Genomic DNA, 20,746 nt, shown 5'->3' on the forward strand with positions numbered 1-20,746 from the left:
CTCTCACATTGGTCTGTCGAGAGTGCGTGGTGGCTTCGCGTGGGAACCGGTAGGTATGTCGTCTCGTCTTGCACATGGGTGAAGCCGTGGAAGCCGCTTGACGGGCGGTCGCGCGCTGGCACGCCGACGGCAGAGGACACTGGTAGACGTTGAGAATGTCCGGGACGCGGGGCGCCGAGCGCGCCCCGCTCTCGGCGTACGGCGCGGGAATCGAGGAGGCATCGGTGGCGGGCGAGTCCCCCGACAAGTCTGAGCAGGGGAAGCCGTCGGGGGAGACGGCTGGCGAGCGGGCCGCTCGCACGGAGCGGGCCATGCCCGCGGGGCGGGGCGGGGACGCCGGGACGGCGGTCGCCGCGACCGATGCGGATGCGAATTCCGCGAAGCGGGACGAAGCGGAGGATGCCCTTCCGAAGGGCGGTGCCTCCGGGGCGGACGCCGCCGCGCGCGGAGCCGACGAGGGCGCCCCGGCCGCCGGCCGGCCGGCGAAGGGTGCCGCCGCACCGGGCGGTGACGCCCGGCCGAAGGCCGCCGTGGCGTCGTGGGCCGCGCGCGCCGACGAGGAAGCGGGCGAGGACGACGCGCCGGAGCCGGCCGCGGAGTCCTCCGCGGACGACCGCCCGGCGGGGGCGGCCGCGGGCCGTTCCGCCGGCCCGAGCGGCGCCGACCAGCCGACCGCGCTCCTGGAGGCGCCCGCCGTGGACGCCGCGAAGCCCGCCGCGAACGGGACCGCCGGGGCGAAGCCCGCCGCGAGCCGTCCGGCCTCCGCCGCCTCCGCCGGCGCCGATCAGCCGACCGCGCTGCTGAAGGCGCCGTCCGGCGACGGCGCGAAGCCCGCCGCGAACGGCACCGCCGCCGCGGACCAGCCCACCGCCCTGCTCAAGGCGCCCGTGGCCGACGACGCGAAGGGCGACGCGAAGGACGACGGGAAGGGCGGCGCCGACAGCGGCTCCGCCGACCAGCCCACCGCCCTCATCAAGGCGCCCGAGGTCGAGACGCCCGAGATCAAGGCGCCCGCCACGCCGCCCAAGGGCGCGCCCACCGGCAACGAGCGGGCGAGCCGCTTCGTCCCGCTCAAGTCGGACGACGCCCCGGCCGCGCCCCCCAAGCCGGCCCGCCCGGCCGTGCCCGTCAAGGTCGCCCCGCCCGCCCCCGCGGCCCCGGCGGCGCCCGCCGCGGGCACCGACGGGCCGGAGCGGACGGCGCAGACGCCGCTGCCGGTCGGCCCGGACGGGGAGAAGCAGGCGCCGCTCGACCTGCTGGCGCAGCTGACCAACACCCCGCCGCCGCCGGACACGGCGGTCCGCACCACCGTCCGGCGCCTCAAGATCTACACGCCGATAGTGGTCCTGCTGCTCATCGTCTTCTGCGTCGTCCAGGCGTTCCGGCCGCTGCCGGACGCGAAGCTGGCGCTCGGCGAGAAGGCCGCGTTCACCTTCGGCGGCGAGAGGTTCGACATGAAGTGGCCCGGCGAGGGCCAGTCCGCGGCCAAGGTGCTGGGCGTCGGCGACCTGGGCACCTTCGGTGACCAGAAGCCCGTCCCGACGGCCTCCATGGCCAAGGTCATGACGGCGTACATCGTCCTGCGCGACCACCCGCTGAAGATGAGGAAGCAGGGCGGGACGGAGGTCCCCGAGCAGGGCCCGATGATCACGATCGACGCCCAGACGGAGAAGGAGGCCGGCTCCGGCGACGAGTCGCGCATCGAGTGGGTCAAGGCCGGCCAGTCGTACTCGGAGTACGACATGCTCCAGATGCTGCTGATCCCCTCCGGCAACAACATCGCCCGCCAGCTCGCCCGCTGGGACGCCGGTTCCGAGGCCGCGTTCGTCAAGAAGATGAACGACGTGGCCAAGGAGCTGGGGATGAAGCGCACCAAGTACACCGACCCCAGCGGCTTCGACAGGACGACCGTCAGCACCGCCTCGGACCAGGTGCTGCTGGCCGAGCAGGTGATCCGGAACCCGATCGTCCGGTCGATCACCACCAAGCCCAACTCCAAGATCAAGGACGGCGGGCAGATCAACAGCAACATCGACGATCTGCTGCTCAAGCGCACCGGCGTCCTCGGCATCAAGACCGGCTCGACCACCGCGGCCGGCGGCGCCCTGATGTGGGCGGCCCGCAAGCGCTTCGGCGACGAGGAGGTGCTGATCGTCGGCACCACCATGGACCAGCACTGGAAGAAGGGCCCGGACGTCCAGGCCCTGATGTCCCTGAAGATGGCCAAGGACGTCAGCTACGAGCAGATGTCGGCCGTCCAGAACGCCCTCCAGCAGGCCACCGTCGTCAGGAAGGGCCAGGTCGTCGGCTATGTGGACGACCAGCTCGGCGGCAGGACCCCGGTCGTGGCGACCAAGGACGTCAAGGGCTTCGGCTGGGGCGGCATGAAGGCGAAGTTCGCCCTCGAGCCGAAGGGCGCGTCCCTCCCGCACGCGGCCAAGGCCGGCACGGTCGTCGGCGACCTCGTCGTCGGCTCCGGCCCGGACGCCGTGAAGATCCCGGTGGCGCTGCAGAAGACCCTGAGCGAGCCCTCCTTCGGCTCCAAGCTCACGCGCCTGGGCTGAGCGGCCCGCGCAGCGTCCGGACGGCTCCTGGCCCGTACGAGTGGTCGGTACGGGCCGGGAGCCGTTTCGCCGTGCGGGCCGTCCCGGCGGCGCGTGCTAGCGTCGCGGGGCTCGCCCGCGGCCGTTCCGGGGGCATGAGTGAAGATGGGGGAAGAACTGGGGGAGGACGGGGAGTAGCCGCAGTGACCACCGTGGGCCCGGCGCGGGCCGGAAAACCGGAAGAACGGGACAGGGCAGGCGCCGCACGGAGAGTGCCGGGCGCCCCTTCGCGCTGGCCCGGTGTCCGCGAGGTGGTCACCGGCACCGTGCCCCTCACCCTGTTCGTGGCCGCGGTGCTGCACGTCGTCTGGCGGTTCGTCTTCGCCAACAGCGGCGGCGACCTCGCCGCGCAGGACGCCTGGGCCGAGTTCGCCCTCCAGCACCCCGCCTCCGCGTACAACCTCGCCTGGTACGGCGGCATGCACCCCGTCTCGTACAGCGCGATCTCGCCGTACCTGATGGCGCAGCTCGGCGTGCGCCCGACGATGATGATCGCGGGCACCGTCTCGGCCGGGCTGATCGCCCTGCTGCTGGTGCGCAGCCGCGCGGTGCGGCGGCCGCTGTGGCCGGCGCTCTACGGCGCGTTCGCCATGGCCTGCAACGCGATCTCCGGGCGGGTGACCTTCGCGCTCGGCGTGATGTTCGGCCTGGCCGCCGTCGCCATGGTCTTCGCCTGGCCGGTGCGCTGGCGCGCCGCGGGCCGGTACCGCTGGCTCCGGGCGTGCCTGGCGGCCCTGATGGCCGCCCTCGCGACGGCGTCGAGCCCGGTCGCCGGCCTGTACGTGGGCATCGTCGCCGCCGCCCTGTGGCTGGGCAAGCGGCGGCCGGCGTCGTACGCGCTGGGGCTGACCCCGGTGGCGGTGGTGGCCCTCTCGGCCTGGCTGTTCCCCTTCTCCGGGCAGCAGCCGATGTCGTTCCTCTCGACGATCCTGCCGCTGCTGTCCGGTGTCTTCGCGCTGGCCTTCACGCCGAGGCACTGGCAGACCGTCCGCATAGCGGCCGGCCTGTACGTGGTCGGCGTGCTGCTGGTCTGGCTGATCCCCTCGCAGATCGGCACCAACATCTCGCGGCTGGGCATGGTCTTCGGCGGCGTGGTCCTCCTGGCCGCGCTCCAGGAGCGGCGGCGGCCGCCGCGCGCGGAGTGGCTGCGCTCCGGCCGCACGTGGACGGCGTCCGTCCTGGCCGTGGTCACGATCACGGTCTGGCAGGCCACCAACTCCATCTCCGACATCGTCCACACCACCCCCGCCGCCTCCTGGGCGCGCGAGCTGGCCCCGCTCATGGACCGGCTCCAGAAGGTGGACGCCGGGCGCGGCCGGGTCGAGGTCGTGCCCGCCCGCAGCCACCGCGAGGCGTCCGCCCTCGCCCCGTACGTGAACCTGGCCCGGGGCTGGAACCGGCAGGCCGACATGAAGCGGAACCCGCTCTTCTACAAGGAGGGCCTGCTCGACGGGAAGAGCTACCGCGAGTGGCTCGACCGCTGGGCGGTCCACTACGTCGTCCTGCCGACCGACGAACCCGACAACGCGGCCGTCAAGGAGGCCGAGCTCGTCGCCGCGGGCCAGCCGTACCTGAAACAGATCTGGTCCAACGCCAACTGGCAGCTCTACGCGGTCAAGGACCCCACCCCGCTCGCCGCGCCCCCCGCCGAGGTGCTGAGGGCCGACGCGGACGAGCTGACGGTCCGTGTGAAGTCCGCCGGCCCGGTGCTCATCCGCATTCCCTACACGCCCTGGCTGGGCCTGATCGACGAGTCCGGCAAGCCGGTCGAGCCGCCGAAGGCCGGCCCGCACGGCGAGCCGCCGGTCAACGAGCGGGGCTGTCTGACCAAGCGGATCGGCGAGGCGTCGGAGGACCAGCCCGAGGACGACTGGACGGTCCTGCACGCGCCGGGCGCCGGCACGTACCGCATCGGCGCGCCGTACAAGCTGCCGCGCGGCACGGGCTGCCCGGACGACCTGGCGCGCTAGCCCCGGCGCACCAGCAGGCCGAGCACGCCCGTCAGGTCCTCGCCGCCGTCCTCGCCGCCGTCCTCGTCGCCGTCCTCGCCGCCGCCCTCGCCGCCGCCCTCGGCGGCGGGCGCGGCGGCGCGCGTCACCCGTTCGTCCTCGTACGGAATGCGTCGGCCCCGGAACACCGGTTCGCTCGAAGGTGCGCGGAGCCCCCACCTTGCTGCGGCACATCGGTGTGCCGCGTCCGCGCACGGAGGAACGAGCATGCGTACTGCACGAGTGCTGGCCGGCGCCGTCCTGACCATAGCCGTGGCCGGGCTGCCCTGCGCCCCCGCCTTCGCCGGGGACTTCGAGAAGCTGGAGATCGAACCGGGCGCCGCCTCCGCGGGCGCGACGGTCACGGTGAGCACCCCGGCCTGCGGCAAGCAGGGCGTGGGCACGGGCGACGCCAGCGCCGTGGGAGGCCCCTCCGCCTTCGAGCTCAAGCCGGGCGCCCACAAGGAGCTGGTGGTCGGCCAGTTCAGGATCCCCGACGTGGCGAAGGCCGGTACGTACGGCATCGGGGTCAAGTGCAAGAACGGCAAGGAGGCCACGGGTGACGTGGTCGTCGGCACGGGCGGCAGGGACGGCGGCGGAGCGTCGCCCGCGCCCATGAAACCGGGCAAGGCCGTCAGTCCTCCCAAGGGGCCGGTGAAGACCGGCGCCGGTGGTACCAGTGAGGGCTCCGGCACGTCCGAGATCGTCGCCGGGGCGGCGGTCCTGGCCGTGGCGGCGGTCGGCGGAACGCTCTTCCTGCGCCGTCGTTCGGGCGGCGGCCGGGCCTGAGCGGTTCCGGTTCCCGGCCGTTCCCCGGCGGCCGGGAACCGGGCCCCGCGGAGGACTGACTCCGATGCCGCCGACCCGTGTCACCGCCGCGGCCCTCGTCTTCGCCGCCGGCGCGTTCACCGGAACCTGGCTCCTGGACACCGGCGCCCGGGCCCCCGCGCCCCCGCCCCAGCCGTCCCCCTCCGAGGCGTTCGCCTCCCACGGGGCGCTCACCCCCCGCCACCGCGAGTCCCTGGTCCGCCCGCTGCCGCCCGCGACGCCCGTCCGCCTGCGCATCCCGCAGATACGCGTCGACGCCCCGCTGCTGGGTCTCCGGCTCCTCCCCGACGGGTCGTTGGCCACCCCGCCCGTCAACGACCGCCGTATCGCGGGCTGGTACGAGGCGGGCACGAAGCCGGGCGCCATCGGCACCGCCGTCGTGGCCGGCCACGTCGACACCCCCGACGGCCCGGCCGTCTTCTACAACCTCGGCGCCCTGAAGAAGGGCGACTCGGTCGAGGTCCTCCGCGTCGACGGCCGCACCGCCGTCTTCACCATCGACGCCATCGAGGTCTACTCCCGCGCCGACTTCCCCTCCCGCAAGGTCTACGGGGCCTCCGGGCGGCCGGAGTTGAGACTCATCACCTGCGGCGGCGGCTTCTCGGAGGAACAGCACGCGTACCTGGGGAACGTGGTGGTCTACGCGCACCTGGCGAGGGTGGCGGGGCGGGAGGGCGCACGGGGGTGAGGCCCCCGCGGACCCGCAACCCGCCCGCCACGGCGCCGAGTCTGCCCCGTCAGGCGGGTGCCTGCGCCCGGGCCGACTCCGCCAGCACCTCCAGGATCCGCTCGCCGTACTTCGCCAGCTTGTTCTCGCCGACGCCGCCGACCGTGCCGAGGGCGTCGAGCGATTCCGGGCGCAGGGTGGCGATTTCGCGGAGGGTCGCGTCGTGGAAGACGACGTAGGCGGGGACGCCCTGCTCCTTCGCCTGGGAGGCGCGCCAGGCGCGGAGGGCCTCGAAGAGGGGGACGGCGGCCTCCGGGAGGTCGGCGGGGGCGGCGGCGCGGGGCTTGCCGGGGGCCGAGCGGGCGCGCGAGGGCTTCTCCGGCTCGCGGCGCAGCAGGACGTCGCGGCGCCGGCCGAGGACCTCGCCGCTGGCCTCCGTCAGGACGAGCGTGCCGTACTCGCCCTCCACCGCCAGCAGGCCCAGGGCCAGCAACTGCCGTACGACGGCGCGCCATTCGGCGGCGCCGAGCTCGGTGCCGATGCCGAAGACGGTGAGCTGGTCGTGGTCGTGCTGGATGACCTTGGCGGTCCTCTTGCCGAGGAGGATGTCGATGATCTGGCCCGCGCCGAACTTCTGCCGCCGCTCGCGGGCGAGGCGGTAGACGGCGGAGAGGAACTTCTGGGCGGCGATGGTGCCGTCCCAGGTGACGGGCGGGGTGAGGCAGGTGTCGCAGTTGCCGCAGGGCTCGGGGAGGCGCTGGCCGAAGTAGGCGAGGAGGCGGGCGCGCCGGCACTCGACCGCCTCGCAGAGGGCGAGCATCGCGTCGAGGTGGGCGGTCAGCCGGCGGCGGTGCGCGTCGTCGCCCTCCGAGCCGTCGATCATCTTGCGCTGCTGGACGACGTCCTGGAGGCCGTAGGCCAGCCAGGCCGTGGACGGCAGGCCGTCGCGCCCGGCGCGGCCGGTCTCCTGGTAGTAGCCCTCGACGGACTTGGGCAGGTCGAGGTGGGCGACGAAGCGGACGTCCGGCTTGTCGATGCCCATGCCGAAGGCGATCGTGGCGACCATCACCACGCCGTCCTCGCGGAGGAAGCGCGCCTGGTTGGCGGCGCGGACGCGGGCGTCGAGGCCCGCGTGGTAGGGGAGGGCCGCCACGCCGTGGGCGACGAGGAAGTCGGCGACGTCCTCGACGCTCTTGCGGGAGAGGCAGTAGACGACGCCCGCGTCCCCGGCGTGCTCGCCGTGGATCAGCTCCAGGAGCTGCTTCTTGGGGTCGTTCTTGGGGACGATCCGGTACTGGATGTTCGGCCGGTCGAAGCTGGCGACGAAGTGACGGGCGTCACCGAGCTGCAGCCGGGCGGCGATCTCCTTGCGGGTGGCCTCCGTCGCCGTCGCGGTCAGGGCGATGCGGGGGACGTCGGGCCAGCGCTCGTGCAGGGCGGACAGCGTCAGGTAGTCCGGGCGGAAGTCGTGGCCCCACTGGGCGACGCAGTGCGCCTCGTCGATGGCGAAGACGGAGACCTTGCCGCGGTCGAGCAGGCTCATGGTCGACTCCAGGCGCAGCCGCTCCGGCGCCAGATAGAGCACGTCCAGCTCGCCCGCGAGGAACTCGGCCTCGACCATGCGGCGCTCGTCCAGGTCCTGCGTGGAGTTGAGGAAGCCGGCCCGGACGCCGAGGGCGCGCAGGGCGTCCACCTGGTCCTGCATGAGCGCGATCAGGGGGGAGACGACCACGCCGACACCCGGTCTGACCAGGGCCGGGATCTGGTAGCACAGCGACTTGCCGCCGCCCGTGGGCATCAGGACGAGCGCGTCGCCGCCCGCGACGACGTGCTCGATGATCTCTTCCTGCTCCCCGCGGAACGCGTCGTAACCGAAGACGCGGCGCAGGACCCCCAGCGCCTCGCTGGACGCGCCGGGCTCGCTGTTCTCAGTGGGGTCGGCCATCTGGGCAGTGTACGAGGAACCGCGGATCCCGGCCGGGGCCTGTGGAAAACCCCGCGGCCGCAGGAGCGGGCCCGGCTCAGGCCACCTCTATCCCGTACTCCTGCACCAGCGCCTCCAGGCCCCCCGTGTACCCCTTGCCGCCCACCACGAAGTCCCAGTTCCCGCCGGAGCGCTTCCGGAAGGAGCCCAGGACCAGGGCCGTCTCGCCGGGCCGCCCGTCGGACACCTCCAGCCGCCCCAGCTCGGCCCCCGCCGCGTCCGCGAGCCGGATGCGGGCGTCGGTGAAGAGGGCGAGGTCGGCCTCCGGGTTGACCTCGGGGTCTATGGCCGCCGCCAGCACCAGCCGGTCCGCGGCCTCGGGCAGCGCGTCGAAGGCGACCCGCAGGGCGGCGCGGTCGCCGGAGCCGGCCGGCGGCTCGGCGGCGCTGACGGTGCCGTCGGGGGTGCGCGGGTTGTTGTAGAAGACGAAGTGGTCGTCGCTGAGGACGCGGGTGCCCCGGCAGACCAGGGCGCAGACGTCCAGCGCGACGCCCCCGGACCAGGACATGCCGAGGACGTTGTGCCCGCCGGGCTCCGCGGCCGGGCCGGCAGGGGCCGGGGACGGCCGCTCCCCGCCCGGCCCCAGCCGCCCCCGCAGCCCGTGCTGCGCCAGCAGCCCCACCAGCTCCTCGCCGGACACCAGGGTCAGCGGCTTGCCGTTGGCGAAGGCGTACGAGCCGGGGCCGAAGCGGGAGGTCGTGACGAGGACGCCCTTGTTCGCCCCGGCCCCCTGCACCGTCCCGTACAGGTCGCGCACCGCCGTCGGCGGGACGGTCTTGCGGTACCGCTTGACCTGCACGATGATCCGGCCGCCGCTGATCGGGTCGGGGTCGAGGGCCTCGACGTCCACCCCGCCGTCGTTGGACCGGGTCGTCATCACGGCCCGCATGCCGCGCGCCCGGAACAGCTCGGCGACCAGCGCCTCGAAGGCGACCGGGTCCATCTCGAACAGGTCCGGGTCGTCGTCCTCCCCGCCGCCGTGCGAGACGACGCCCCGGCCCACCTCGTCCGGCCGCCGCTCCGGCCGGACGGCCGTGCGCTGGTCCGGCCGGGCCGACAGCCGCCCGCCCAGCGCCTCCGTCAGGCACTCCGGCGCGCTCACCTGCTCCAGGTGCAGCCGCCCGAACGCGGCCCGGTCCACGGTCACCGCCGCGAGCACCAGCCGGGCCCGCCGCCCGGTCGCCGGATCGTGGTCGTCCACGAAGCCGTTGAGGACGACCGACTCCAGCGCCCCGTACTCGTCCGCCGCGAACAGCTCCCGCACCGCCAGCAGCACGCACTGCGCGAGCACGTCCCGGTACAGCGCCCGGCGCTGCGTCACCGGACGCGCCGTCTCCTTCTCCTGGTCGGCGGCCGGCATGTAGCGCACCGCCTTCACCTCCGGCACCACCGAGAACCCCGGCAGCTCCCAGTCCAGCACGAGCCGGCGGGCGCCCGGGTCGTAGGCCGCCGATATCTGGTGCGGGAACTCCTCCGGCCAGGCCGTCGACGCGTACAGCGCGGCCGAGAAGTACTCGACGACCGCGTCGGGATCACCGGCCCGCAGCGCCGCGACCAGCTCCTCGACCCCCGCGTTGTGCTGCCGCACCTGCGCGAGCCGGGCGGCCGCCCACTGGTCGTACTGCCGCCGGTACGCGGCCAGTTGACGCTGCCGCTGCGCCTCCGCCGCCTGTGCCGCGCGCAGGTCCGCCTCGTACTGCCCCCGCCGCCCGAAGCCGTACCGCCCCGGGTCCGGCATGAGCGTCGGCTGTCCCAGGTGCCCCGGGGCGAACGGCTCCAGCACCTCGGACTCCCGCATCCGCGCCGCCGAGAACCCCGGCGCCGCGCACCCCGCCCGCAACAGCCCCTCCAGCGCCGCGACCCGCGCCTCGATCTCCTCCGTCCGCCGCCGCGCCCCAGCCTCCCGCCCCTGCCGGTAGGCGGCCCGCCGCTCCCGGTCCAGCCGCGCCGCCTCCCGCGCCGCCTCCCGCTCCAGCCTCTCCCTCTCCCGCCGCTCCCGCTCCAGCTCCCGCTGTCTCAGCTCCTGCTGCCGGTACCGGTCGCGCTGCGCCTCGGCCCAGATGCCCATCAGACCGTTGGAGCGACGAGTCATGGCGGAATCAGCCCTCCCCCCGAGACTGCTTCCGTCCCGGAACCGCGTGACGTACTGGCTGCGTGACCAGCGGTGACCTGTCAACTTTAGTCGCCCGGACGGATCTTTCCCGGCCGGTCGTCAGGACGGCCCGACCGTCAGGACCCGAGCAGCACGGGAAGGGTGCGGACGCTGTTGCTGATGAAGGAGGGGAGGGGGGAGAGCGAGGCGGGGTCGGTGGCGAGGGAGAGGTGGGGGAAGCGGGCGAAGAGGGACGGGAGGGCGACCTCCGCCTCCTGGCGGGCCAGGGCGGCGCCCACGCAGAAGTGCGCGCCGTGGCCGAAGGTCAGGTGGCGGACCGGGGCGCGGCCGAGGTCGAAGTCGTCGGCCGTCGGGCCGTAGTGGGACGGGTCGCGGCCCGCCGCGGCGTACGAGGCGAGGATCGCGTCGCCGCGCCGGATCACCTCGCCGCCCAGCGGGATGTCCTCCGTCGCGTACCGCATGGGGAAGTGGCCGACCGGGGAGTCCCAGCGCAGGACCTCCTCGGTGACCGCGGACCAGGGGCGTTCGCCGGAGACCGCGAGCGCGAGCTGGGCGGGGTGGGTGAGGAGGGCGCGGACCGCGTTGGTGACCAGGTTGAGGGTCGTGCCGTGGCCCGCCACCAGCATGAGGAGGAGGGTGCCGATCAGCTCCTCCTCGGAGAGGCGGTCGCCGTCCTCGCGGGCGGCGATCAGGTCGCTGGTGATGTCCTCACCGGGGCGCGCCCGCTTCTCCGCGACGAGCCCGGCGAGCAGCGCGAGCATCCGGCGGCGGGTGGCGACGACCTCGTCGGGGCCGGTCGCGCTGCTGGTGAGGCTGGCGGACAGGGCGCGGAACTCGTCGTGGCGCGCGGGCGGGACGCCCAGCAGCGTGCCTATGGTGCGCATGGCGAGCGGATAGGCGTAGTGGAGGCGCAGGTCGACGGGTTCGGCGGACGGGTGCCCGGCGAGGCCGTCGAGGAGGGAGCGCACGGTCGCCTCCGTGTGCGGGCGCATGCAGGCGATGCGCCGGGGCGTGAAGGCCTGGGAGACCAGGGCCCGCAGTCTGCGGTGGTCGCCGCCGTCGGCCGTGATCATCCCCGCCGGGGCGACGAAGTTGACGAGCGGCCAGCCCTCGGGGACGCCGCCGGAGGCCAGCAGCTCCCAGTGGGCCGGGTCCTTGGCGACGCGCGGGTCGGTGAGCAGGTAGCGCAGGAGGTCGTGGCGGGTGACCGCCCAGGCCGGCACGCCGCCGGGGAGTTCGACGCGGACGACGGGGCCGCGGGCGCGCAACTCCCTTATCTCGCCGTGCAGATCGGAACCGGTGGCGTCCAGGCGGAACGGCGCGTTCATCAGTGACCTCCCACGGGGACCTCGGGGACCGGGGTGAACCGTACGGGCAGCGCCGTCAGCGCGCGAGCCCACGGCGACGGCCGGTACGCCAGCTCCCCGGCCGGCACGGCGAGCCGCAGGTCGGGCAGCCGGTGCAGGAGCGTCTCGACGGCCGTGTGCGCGATCAGCCGGCCCGGGTCGCGGGCCGGGCAGGTGTGCGGGCCCGCGCCGAAGGCGAGGTGGGAGCGGTTGCCCGGCACGATGTGCCCGTCCGGCGGGCGGACGGCCGGGTCGCGGTTGGCGGCCGCCAGCCCCAGCAGCAGGGCGTCGCCCTCGCGGATGTGCTGTCCGCCGAAGCGCAGGTCGCGGGTGGCGTAGCGGCCGGGGAAGTTCTGCACGGGCGCGTCCCGCCACAGCACCTCGTCCAGCGCCGCGTCCACCGTCAGCCGGCCGCCCGTGACGTGGCTGCGGAAACGGGCGTCCGTCAGCAGCAGCCGCACGGTCGCGGCCGTCCAGTTGGCGGCCGGGCCGTTGCCCGCGACGATGATGACGGCGAGGTGGTGCAGCACCTCCTCGGGCGACAGCCCCTCGGGGTGGGCCAGCAGCCAGGACGTGAGGTCCTCGCCGGGCCGCGCCTGCTTCGCCCGCACCAGCTCGGTGAGGATCCGCTGGAGGGCCGCGTTGCCGGCGGGCGCGTCCGGGCCGCTGTCCACCATCGCCTGGACGGCGCCGACGAGTTCGGGCGCCACGTCGTCCGGCAGGCCCAGCATGCGCGAGGCGGCCCACAGCGGCAGCTGCCGCGCGTAGTCGGCCACCAGGTCGGCCCGGCCGAGCGGGGCGACCGCGTCCAGCAGCATCCACGCGAGCTCGGCGACGCTGCGCCGCAGCGCGTGCTGGTCGAGGCGGGCGAAGCCGTCGCCCACCGCCCGGTGCAGCCGCCGGTGTTCGGCGCCGTCGGCGAAGAGGACGGTCGGGCGGTAGCCCATCATCGGCAGCAGCGGCGACCCGGGGCGCACCAGCCCCTCGCGCAGCGCCCGCCAGCGGCGCGAGTCGTGCGAGAAGCAGTCCTCGTTGCGGGTGACCTCCAGCACCTCGCGGTAGCCGAGCACCAGCCAGGCGGGCACGCCCGGTTCGAGCTCGACGGGCGCGACCGGGCCGTGCTCGCGGCGCAGCCGCTCGTAGAGGGCCTCCGTGTCGCCGGTGAGGACCGCTCCGTGCAGCGCCGTCGGGGACGCCGGGGACGCCGGCGTCATGAGGCGGGCGCTTCCGGAGCGGCGGCCGTGGCGAGGAGGTGGTCGACCAGGGTGATGAGGGACGAGGCGCAGGACGAGCGGTCGCGGGCGTCGCAGAGCATCACCGGGGTGCCGGGCAACAGGTCGAGGGCCTCGCGCAGTTCCTCCGCCGGGTGCACCGGCGCGTCCGGGAACGCGTTGGCCGCGACGGCGAACGGCACGCCCAGCTCCTCCAGATGCCCCAGCACGTCGAAACTCGCCTCCAGCCGGCGCGTGTCGACGAGCGCCAGCGCGCCCAGCGCGCCGTGCGTCAGGTGCCGCCACATCGGGAAGAACCGGGGCTGGCCCGGGGTGCCGAACAGGTACAGCACGCGGCGCCTGTTGAGGGTGATCCGCCCGAAGTCCATCGCCACCGTGGTCGTGGACTTGCCGGGCAGCACGTCGTCCACGCCCTGCCCCGCCTGCGTCATCGTCTCCTCGGTCCGCAGCGGCGGGATCTCGCTGAGCGAGCCGATGAAGGTGGTCTTGCCGACGCCGAGCGGGCCCGCGACCACTATCTTGACGGACGTGCGGACCGTGGAGGGCAGATAGCGGGCGCCGTCAGAGCTGACGGAGTCCATCGAGTACCTCTTTCAGGAGCGAGGGGTCGTGCCGGTCGGCCGCGGTGATCGGGGGCCGGACGCGGACGAGGCCGGCGTCGAGCAGGTCGCCGAGGAGCACCTTGACCACGGTGACGGGCTGGCGCAGATGGGCGGCGACCTCCGCGACGGACAGCAACTGGACGCAGAGGTCCAGGATTTCGGCGGCCTCGGGCGTCAGGTCCGCCGCGGGGTCCGCCGAGCGGTCCGCCGGCCGGCCGGCCGCGACCACCAGCGTCTCCAGCGCCAGGGAGTCGCGGGACGGGGCCGCGCGTCCGCCGGTGATCACGTACGGGCGTACGGGGCCGGTCACGGCGCGGGGGTGCCCGTGCGGTCGCCGGTGCCGCGGGGCGGGCTGCTGAGGTGGCTGCCGATGCGCACCACCAGGTGCTGCATCTCCCGCGCCACCAGGCCGGCGTCCACGTCCGCGGCCGTGGTGACGGCCAGCGAGGCGCCGGGGCCGGCGGCCACGAGGAACAGGAAGCCCCCGTCGAACTCCACCATCACCTGGCGCGGCGCGCTGTCCGCGCCCGCCAGCTGGGCGGCGGCCTCGTGGCCGAGCGAGAGGAGGCCGGAACAGATCGCCGACAGCCGGTCGGCCTCGTCGGCGGATATCCCGGGGGAAGCGGCGAGCTGCAGGCCGTCGCGGGAGACGACGAGCGCGTGCCGCACCGCGGGCACCCGCAGGACGTCGGCCAGCAGCCACTCCAGATTCCCGTTCGTACTCAACGCGATTCCCTTTCCCTGTCTTCCCTGTCGTTGCGCGCGGGGGCCTCTGCGGGGGCCGCCGCCGCGGGGGCCTCTGCGGGGGGCTCGTGGGCGGCCCGTGCGGCCTGGGTGTCCGCCTGGGTGTCCGCCGCCGGTCCGGCCGCGTTCCCCGCCGCCCGTGCGGCCTCCTCCCGGCCGATCCGGGTACCGGCCTGGAGGCTGCTCATGAAGTCGGCGGTCTGCTGCGCCGAGCGGGGCGGCGGCCCGCCGGGGGCGCTGACGTCCGGGGTGGCCGTGGCCGGGGCCGGGGGCGTCTTGCCGTGGGGCTGGCCGCTCCGGGGGTGCCCACCCTGGGCGGTAACCGTCCCGGTGGGTGCGGCGCCGCCCGCCGTCGTGCGACGGCGGCTGCGACGGCGGGGGAGGGCGCCGGGGGCTGCCTTGGGGGCGGCGGGGGGCGGGAGTTGGGCGCCCGGGATGTCCTGGACGTCCGGGGTGCCCGGGGCGCCCGGGGCGTGCGGGGTACCCAGGGTGCCAGGGGTGCGCGGCACCGCCGCGGGCGCCGGCGCGTCCGGTGCCACGCCGGCGTCCCGCACCACGTCCGCCGCACCCGCTGCCCCGTCCGCCCCCGCCGCCGGGTGCGTGTCCGCCGCCGGGTGCGTGTCCGGCACCCCGGCCCCCGCCTGCGCCCCCGGCGCCCCCGGCGCAGGCGCCGGTACCGCCGTCGGGGCGACCGTCCCGGACGCCGTGAGGAGGGCGGACGGGACGAGGACGACGGCGCGTACGCCTCCGTACGCCGAGGGCGAGTCGAGCTTGACCGAGAAGCCGTACCGCCGTGCCAGCAGCCCGACCGCCGACAGGCCGAGCTGGGGATTGGGGCCCCAGCCCCGGCCCCGGGCCGCCTCCTCGCCGGCCAGGCGCAGCGCGGCCTCGGCGAGGGCCTGTTCGGTCATGCCGAGCCCGCCGTCGTCGATCTCGATGACGGCGCCGCTGTGCACCGGCCGGATCGCCACCAGCACGGAGACCGTCGGGGGCGAGTAGCGCGTCGCGTTGTCGAGCAGTTCGGCGACGGCGTGGATGAGGGCCTCGACGGCCCCCGGCCGGACGGCGGTGTCCCGCGCGCCCTGGACGCGGACGCGCTGGTACTCCAGGATCCGCGACTGCGCCCCGCGCACCACGTCCAGCAGCGGGACGGGCTCCGGCCACTGCCGGCCCGGCCAGGCGCCGCACAGCACCTTCATCGTCTGCGCCTGGCGGGCGAGTTGCGCGGCGGCGTGGTCGGCCCGCATCAGCCCGGCCATGAGGACGGGGTCCTCGGCGGTCTGCTCCAGGACGTCCAGGCCCTGCTGCTGGGCGAGCGCCATCACCTGGATGCGGTCGGCCATGACGAGGAACGCGGCCCGCGCGGACTCCTGACGCGTCCGTACGGCCGCCACGGCGGCGCCCGTCCGCTCCAGCAGCGCCCGCTGCCAGGCGTCGAAGACGCTGCCCGCCAGCTCCCCGTGGCGCAGCCCCGGGGCCGGCGCCTCCCCGTCGAGAACCGCCGGCAGCCGCTCGGCGGCCAGGTGCTCCAGCTCGTCCTCCCAGGCGCGCTGACGCGCGGTCAGCGCCCGGTTCTCGCCGACGGCGGCGTCCCGTTCGTCCCGCAGCCGCGCGGCCGCCCGCCGGGCGCGCACCAGCAGCGGTCCGGTGATCAGGGCGGTGACGGCCGTGCCCGCGACCACACCCAGGGACACGGCCTCCGGTATCGGCATCATCAAGCGGTTCCCCGGGGCGATCTTCAACTGGAACGAGGCCGTCAGGGTACGGGGCGGGACGGAGGTGGCGGAAGTCGAGGGTGTGTCTTGGTGGTTGGTCGCTTTCGCGGCGTTCGGGCGGGATGCCGGCATACCTCCGGCAAGGACGCGAACGTCCCGTGGCGCCGCCCGCCGGGGCCCGGTGGAACCGGTGGATCCCGCCGATGCCGCACCCCGCCCACTCCGCTCCCACTACGGTGCTGGCCACCGAGGCGCCGGTGCCGAGACCGCCTCGGCGAGGAGGACGGCATGAACGCACCGTACACGTCCGGGCGTTGGCCCGAACGCAGTCTGCTGGGGATGCTGCCGGAGCCGGCGCGGCGGGAGCTGCTCGGGCTGGGGGTGGAGGTGCGGTACGACACGGGGGACGTGCTGCTGAGCGAGGGCGCGCGCGACCGGCACGTCCTGCTGCTGCTCTCCGGCTTCGCCAAGGTGACCGCCACGCTGGAGAACGGGCAGGTGACGCTCCTCGCGGTGCGGGTCGGCGGCGAGACGGTCGGGGAGATGGCGGCCGTGGACGGGGCCGGCGGCCCGGGGGACGCCGTCCCCCGCTCGGCCACGGTGACCGCCTGCGGCCCGCTGGCCGCCCGCCTGCTCCAGCCCGCCGTGCTGCGCGAGCTGCTGATGCGGCGCCCCGAGGTGGGCCTGGCCCTCACCCGCATCGTCTCCGACCGGCTGCGCTGGGCGAACCGGCGGCGGATGGAGTTCCGGGGCTACCCGGTCAAGGTGCGCCTCGCCCGGCTCCTGCTGGAGCTGGCGGCCGCCTACGGGCAGCCCGGGGAGGGCGGCGGCGTCGTGATGGGCTGCGGGCTGACCCAGCCGGAGCTGGCCGCGCTGACCGGTGCCGCCGAGACCACCGTCCACAAGGGCCTGCGCGAACTGCGCGAGGAGGGACTCCTGGAGACCGGCTACCGCTCCACCACCCTCCGCGACCTCGCCCGGCTGCGACGGGTCGCGGAGCTGGCCTGAGAGGCCGCGGCACCGGCCGAGCCCGCATCGACCGGAGCCCGTACCAGCCGAGCCTGGATCGACCGGAGCCCGTACCAGCCGAGCCTGCATCGACTGAAGCCCGTACCGGCCGAGCCCGCATCAGTCGAGCAGCGGCCGCAGCACCGCCCACAGCCCCGCGCTCGCGCCCGTCACCGCGGTGCACGCCACCGCCCCCGTGACGCAGCGGTACTTGACGACCGCGACACGGGCCAGGAAGCGCAGGACCAGGACGAGTTCGGCCGTGTCCGCATCCTCCGCAGCCGGCAGCGAGCCGCCCGACGCGAAATGGACGAAGCTGTAGCGGTTGGCGGCGGACGGCCGCCACACCCGCGGCCGCAGCGCCGCCGCCAGGCACCCCACCCCGCCCAGCAGCCCGCACGCGAACAGCGCGAGCAGGGCCCCGGCCGCCACGCCCGCCCAGCCGCCGCGCCGGCAGAGCTCGGCGGCGTGCCCGCTCCACGTCCCCGCCGTGCCCGCCAGGGCCGCCTGGGCCGCGGCCAGGATCCCGGCCTTGGTGTCGGCGTGCTGGTGGGCGCTCTGCAACGAGGCCAGCAGGTGCGGGCCGGACGCGTCCAGCGGTGTCGTCGGTGTCATCGGAACCCTTCCCACGGGAGAGGTGCTACGGCGCGGCCGTCACGGCCGCCCGCCGCCCAGTAACCCCGCAACAACGCTCCCCGACCAGCCACTTGTACGGATTCCCGCATCCCGTACTTCCACGGGGTGCGCCGCCGCCCGGCGGCGTACGACTGGGGTGACCGGCGCCCGGACCGGGGGGAACGGGCGCCGGCGCACCCACGGGATCCGGAGCGCACCGAACCGCGACGCTTCTGTGGACGACTTGTAACACCGAAGGACGGACGGGGAGTTGGGGTGTGCGGCATCCTTTCTCTCTTCCGCGCGCGGCGCACGGGACGCGGGCGGCGCACAGGGAGGTGCTGTAGTGGTGAACGGCACGTTCGGCCGGAGACTCCTGCTGGCCGTCGACGCGAAGGGGTACGGGCGCGCCGACGCCCTGCGCCAGGGCACGTTCCAGGAGGCCGTACCGCGGCTGGTCCGCGAGGCCGCCGAGGCCGCCGGGCTCGGCCACGGGCGGTGGGAGGTGCAGCGGGGCGGCGACTCCCAGCTCGCGGTGCTGCCCGTCGGGGCGTCCGAACCCGCCCTCGTCGACCCCTTCATGCGCGCCCTGGACGCGGGGCTGCGCGCCTTCAACCACGACCGGGTGCCCGAGGGACGGCTGCGCCTGCGGGCGGCCGTGCACTTCGGCACGGCGTCGCCCGGCCCCAACGGCTTCCTCGGCCGGGCCCCCGTCGAGATCGGCCGGATCCTCGACAGCGCGGCCCTGCGCGGGGCCCTGGCCGCGAACCCGGACGCCTACCTGGCCGTCGCGGTCTCCGCCACCGTCTTCGACGACGTCGTCCGCGAGGCGCACACGACCCTGCGGCCCGAGGAGTTCACCGAAGTGCGCGTGGAGGAGAAGGAGTTCACGGGCCAGGCCTGGATCTGGATCCCCGGGACGGGGACGGGGGCCGGGGCGCGCGGCTCGCTCCCGGTGGCGGGAGCCGGCCGGGCGGAGGCGTCCGGAACGGACGAGCCGGCGGGGGGCGGGGCACCCGCAGGAGCCGCCTCCCCCGTCGTGCAGCACTTCCACGGGACGGTGAACGCCGCCGGCGCCGTCTTCGGTGTGTCCAGGTGACATCCGCAGCGCAGGGGCCGCACGGGCCGCAGGGATCTCAGGGTCCGCAGGGGCCGCACGGGGGGCCGCAGGAGCCGCCCGGGCCGGAAGGACCGGAGCACCCCCCCGGCCCACCCGCCCAAACGCCCCCAGCACCCCCAACGTCCCCAGCACCCGCAACACTGCCAACACCCCCAACACCCCCAACACTGCCCACCGGCCACCACCACACCTACGTCAGCCAGGTCTTCCACGGCCCCCTCCACGCCCCCCAGGCCCACTTCGGCGTCGGCCCCGCCGCCCCCTCGACCGCTGCCCGGCGGGCCACCGGACGGCTGGACTCCGAGGAGATCGCCGCCGTCCTGGGCCCCTACGTCGCGCCGCCGTGCTTCGCCGAGGCGGCGGACGCGCTCGCCGCGGACACCGTGGTCGCCCTCGTCGGCCCCCCGGGATCCGGCAAGCGCTCGGGTGCCGTCGCCCTCCTCAAGGAGGTCGCGGACAGCACGGCGTACGTGGTGCTGTCCCCGGACACCGGCCTGGAGCAGCTCGCCGAGCGCACCTTCGACCGCGGGGTCGGCTACGTCGTGCTCGACCGGATGAACGAGGACGCCGAGGAGGGCGGGGCCCGCACGGCGGACTTCGACTGGCGGCGGGTGCGCGACCGGGTGCGCGGCCAGGGCGCGCACCTGGTGGTCACGACCGTCCACGAACCGGGCGGGCCCCCGTCCGAGGCGGTGCGGCACGTCCCCTGGCAGCCCCCGGACCTGCGGGAGGTCCTCCGCGTACGGCTGCGCGCCGCCGGGTGCGACGACGGCGGGCGGGCCGCCGGGGAGGCGGCGGGCCTGATGCCCGGGGGGTGCCTGGTCGCGGAGGTCGCCGCGGCGGCCGGCCGGATCGCCCGCGGGGAGGACCCGCGCGCGGTGTGGCGGGAGTACGGGAGCGGCGCGGCGCAGCCCGTGCGCGACTGGTTCGCGGCCGACCGCTCGCCGCGGGAGATCGCCGAGGTGACGACGCTGGCGTTCGCCACGGGGACGGGCCCCCGGGCCTTCGAGAAGCTCCAGCGGTCCCTGGAGCGGTCCCTTGAGAAGGCGTTCGGCGACCTGGACCCCGAGGGGACGCCCCCCGACCGCCGCCGTTCCCTGGCCCGCAACGCCCTTGTGGCCGCCGAGGAGCGGACGCACGGCGCCCCGGGCCGTACCGTCTGGGTCTTCGCGGCCCCGCACTTCCGCCCGTGGGTGCTGGAGGAGCTGTGGGCCAACCACTCCAGCGCCTTCTGGGACGGCGTACGCGGCTGGCTGACCGCGCTCGTCCGCGCGCATCCGGACGGCGAGCTGCGGAACTCCGTCGCCTCCGGCCTCGCCCTGCTGGCCCGTTCGGCCTTCGACGAGGTCGCCGACTGCTATCTGCGGCCCTGGGCGCGCGGCGAGGCGGGCCCGGAGGGGGAGGCCATGGCCGCGCACGTGCTGGGCTGGGTCTGCCTCGACGAGACCCTCGCCCCGGCCGCGCTGACCCTGGTCCGCGGCTGGGCGCACGGCGGTGACGCGGCGCTGAGGTCCGCCGCGGCGCGGGCGTTCGGCGGGCAGCTGGGCGTCCTTTTCCCGACCGATGCCGTGAAGCGGCTGTGGCACCTGGTCCACCAGGGGCAGGGCAGGCCGGCCGTGGCCGGTATGGCCTGCCTGTTCGCGACGCTGGCGGACGGGCGGGAGGACGCGGGCGTCGTCCTCGACGCCCTCGTCCACCGGCTGCGCAAGCAGTGCGCGACCCCGGTCGCCACCCGCGTCAAGGCCCTGACCCTCGACACCGTCCTCGCGGTCCTCACCGTGGCGGAGCCCCGCACCGGCCGTCCCGTCGTCGCGGCCCTGACCGAACGGCAGCCCCGGCTGGCCGCCCCGCTCGCCGAGCTGTGGGCGGGCGTGCTGCGCAACCGCCCCGTGCGCCAGGCGGCGCTGGCGGCGCTGCGGGACGTCCTGCACGCGCTGCCCGCCGCATGCCGCGCCCCCCGCGCCGCCGCCGGCCGCCTCGGCGGGGCGCTGGGCGCCGCCCTCCCGCCGGACGAACGGCCGCTCCTGGCCGCGGCGTTGGGACGCGACGCGGGACGGCGCCGCCGCCCCGACCCCGCCGTCCTGGCGCGCTTCCTCACGGCGCTGCACGGCGCCGCGGCGGCGCCCGCCCGTACGACCGCACCCCTCACCTCGAGTTGAGCGCACACCGGACATCGGACAT

Annotated in this window: 17 protein-coding genes; 7 read left to right on the forward strand and 10 right to left on the reverse strand. The window is 75.5% G+C overall.

Going from position 1 to position 20,746, the window contains the following annotated elements; all coding sequences use genetic code 11:
• Window positions 1-155: 155 nt before the first annotated feature.
• On the forward strand, window positions 156-2,564 hold the full coding sequence (locus AC230_RS26160) for a D-alanyl-D-alanine carboxypeptidase (RefSeq protein WP_241833367.1): 2,409 nt from the start codon (window positions 156-158) through the stop codon (window positions 2,562-2,564).
• A 134-nt stretch (window positions 2,565-2,698) separates the two neighbouring features.
• Window positions 2,699-4,573 (forward strand): MFS transporter, encoded by a 1,875-nt coding sequence (locus AC230_RS26165; protein ID WP_422125636.1) that lies wholly within the window; start codon window positions 2,699-2,701, stop codon window positions 4,571-4,573.
• Here the strand turns inward: AC230_RS26165 and AC230_RS34410 are convergent.
• Window positions 4,570-4,701 (reverse strand): hypothetical protein, encoded by a 132-nt coding sequence (locus AC230_RS34410; protein WP_277816931.1) that lies wholly within the window; start codon window positions 4,699-4,701, stop codon window positions 4,570-4,572. The genes AC230_RS26165 and AC230_RS34410 overlap by 4 nt on opposite strands.
• A gap of 118 nt (window positions 4,702-4,819) precedes the next feature.
• On the opposite strand from AC230_RS34410, the gene AC230_RS26170 reads away from it, so the two are divergent.
• Window positions 4,820-5,380 (forward strand): hypothetical protein, encoded by a 561-nt coding sequence (locus tag AC230_RS26170; protein WP_049718744.1) that lies wholly within the window; start codon window positions 4,820-4,822, stop codon window positions 5,378-5,380.
• 64 nt (window positions 5,381-5,444) lie between these two features.
• Complete coding sequence (locus AC230_RS26175) at window positions 5,445-6,107, forward strand: class F sortase (protein WP_049718745.1); 663 nt, start codon at window positions 5,445-5,447, stop codon at window positions 6,105-6,107.
• 49 nt (window positions 6,108-6,156) lie between these two features.
• On the opposite strand, the gene recQ is transcribed toward AC230_RS26175, so the two are convergent.
• From recQ to AC230_RS26215, 8 genes are all read right to left on the reverse strand, one after another.
• Window positions 6,157-8,031 (reverse strand): DNA helicase RecQ, encoded by a 1,875-nt coding sequence (recQ, locus tag AC230_RS26180; RefSeq protein ID WP_049718746.1) that lies wholly within the window; start codon window positions 8,029-8,031, stop codon window positions 6,157-6,159.
• Between the two features lie 76 nt (window positions 8,032-8,107).
• Window positions 8,108-10,162 (reverse strand): restriction endonuclease, encoded by a 2,055-nt coding sequence (locus AC230_RS26185; RefSeq protein WP_198535609.1) that lies wholly within the window; start codon window positions 10,160-10,162, stop codon window positions 8,108-8,110.
• A 137-nt stretch (window positions 10,163-10,299) separates the two neighbouring features.
• Entirely contained in the window at window positions 10,300-11,511 is a 1,212-nt protein-coding gene (locus AC230_RS26190) for a cytochrome P450 family protein (RefSeq protein ID WP_049718924.1), read from the reverse strand.
• Window positions 11,511-12,743, reverse strand: a complete 1,233-nt coding sequence (locus AC230_RS26195; protein WP_053161384.1) for a cytochrome P450 — start codon at window positions 12,741-12,743, stop codon at window positions 11,511-11,513. Before AC230_RS26195 ends, AC230_RS26190 begins: the two co-directional genes overlap by 1 nt.
• Window positions 12,740-13,342, reverse strand: coding sequence for a GTP-binding protein (locus tag AC230_RS26200; RefSeq protein ID WP_049718747.1), 603 nt, complete (start codon window positions 13,340-13,342; stop codon window positions 12,740-12,742). Before AC230_RS26200 ends, AC230_RS26195 begins: the two co-directional genes overlap by 4 nt.
• Window positions 13,323-13,673 (reverse strand): DUF742 domain-containing protein, encoded by a 351-nt coding sequence (locus AC230_RS26205; RefSeq protein ID WP_049718748.1) that lies wholly within the window; start codon window positions 13,671-13,673, stop codon window positions 13,323-13,325. The genes AC230_RS26200 and AC230_RS26205 overlap by 20 nt, the downstream gene beginning before the upstream one ends.
• The gene (locus AC230_RS26210) at window positions 13,670-14,089 is read right to left on the reverse strand and encodes a roadblock/LC7 domain-containing protein (RefSeq protein ID WP_049718749.1); all 420 of its coding nucleotides are present in this window, start codon (window positions 14,087-14,089) and stop codon (window positions 13,670-13,672) included. The genes AC230_RS26205 and AC230_RS26210 overlap by 4 nt, the downstream gene beginning before the upstream one ends.
• Window positions 14,086-15,822 (reverse strand): ATP-binding protein, encoded by a 1,737-nt coding sequence (locus AC230_RS26215; protein WP_049718750.1) that lies wholly within the window; start codon window positions 15,820-15,822, stop codon window positions 14,086-14,088. Before AC230_RS26215 ends, AC230_RS26210 begins: the two co-directional genes overlap by 4 nt.
• A gap of 288 nt (window positions 15,823-16,110) precedes the next feature.
• On the opposite strand from AC230_RS26215, the gene AC230_RS26220 reads away from it, so the two are divergent.
• Window positions 16,111-16,830: a Crp/Fnr family transcriptional regulator gene (locus AC230_RS26220; protein WP_049718751.1), complete on the forward strand. Its 720-nt coding sequence runs from the start codon at window positions 16,111-16,113 to the stop codon at window positions 16,828-16,830.
• 120 nt (window positions 16,831-16,950) lie between these two features.
• On the opposite strand, the gene AC230_RS26225 is transcribed toward AC230_RS26220, so the two are convergent.
• Complete coding sequence (locus AC230_RS26225) at window positions 16,951-17,445, reverse strand: Pycsar system effector family protein (protein ID WP_049718752.1); 495 nt, start codon at window positions 17,443-17,445, stop codon at window positions 16,951-16,953.
• Window positions 17,446-17,794: 349 nt separating this feature from the next.
• Here AC230_RS26225 and AC230_RS26230 point away from each other — a divergent pair, with 349 nt between their 5' ends.
• A complete protein-coding gene (locus AC230_RS26230; protein ID WP_241833368.1) occupies window positions 17,795-18,544 on the forward strand; it encodes a hypothetical protein in 750 nt (249 codons plus the stop codon).
• Window positions 18,541-20,724: a hypothetical protein gene (locus tag AC230_RS26235; RefSeq protein ID WP_157868664.1), complete on the forward strand. Its 2,184-nt coding sequence runs from the start codon at window positions 18,541-18,543 to the stop codon at window positions 20,722-20,724. The genes AC230_RS26230 and AC230_RS26235 overlap by 4 nt, the downstream gene beginning before the upstream one ends.
• Window positions 20,725-20,746 lie beyond the last annotated feature (22 nt).

The sequence above is a fragment of the Streptomyces caatingaensis genome, assembly GCF_001187435.1.
Classification (GTDB): domain Bacteria; phylum Actinomycetota; class Actinomycetes; order Streptomycetales; family Streptomycetaceae; genus Streptomyces; species Streptomyces caatingaensis.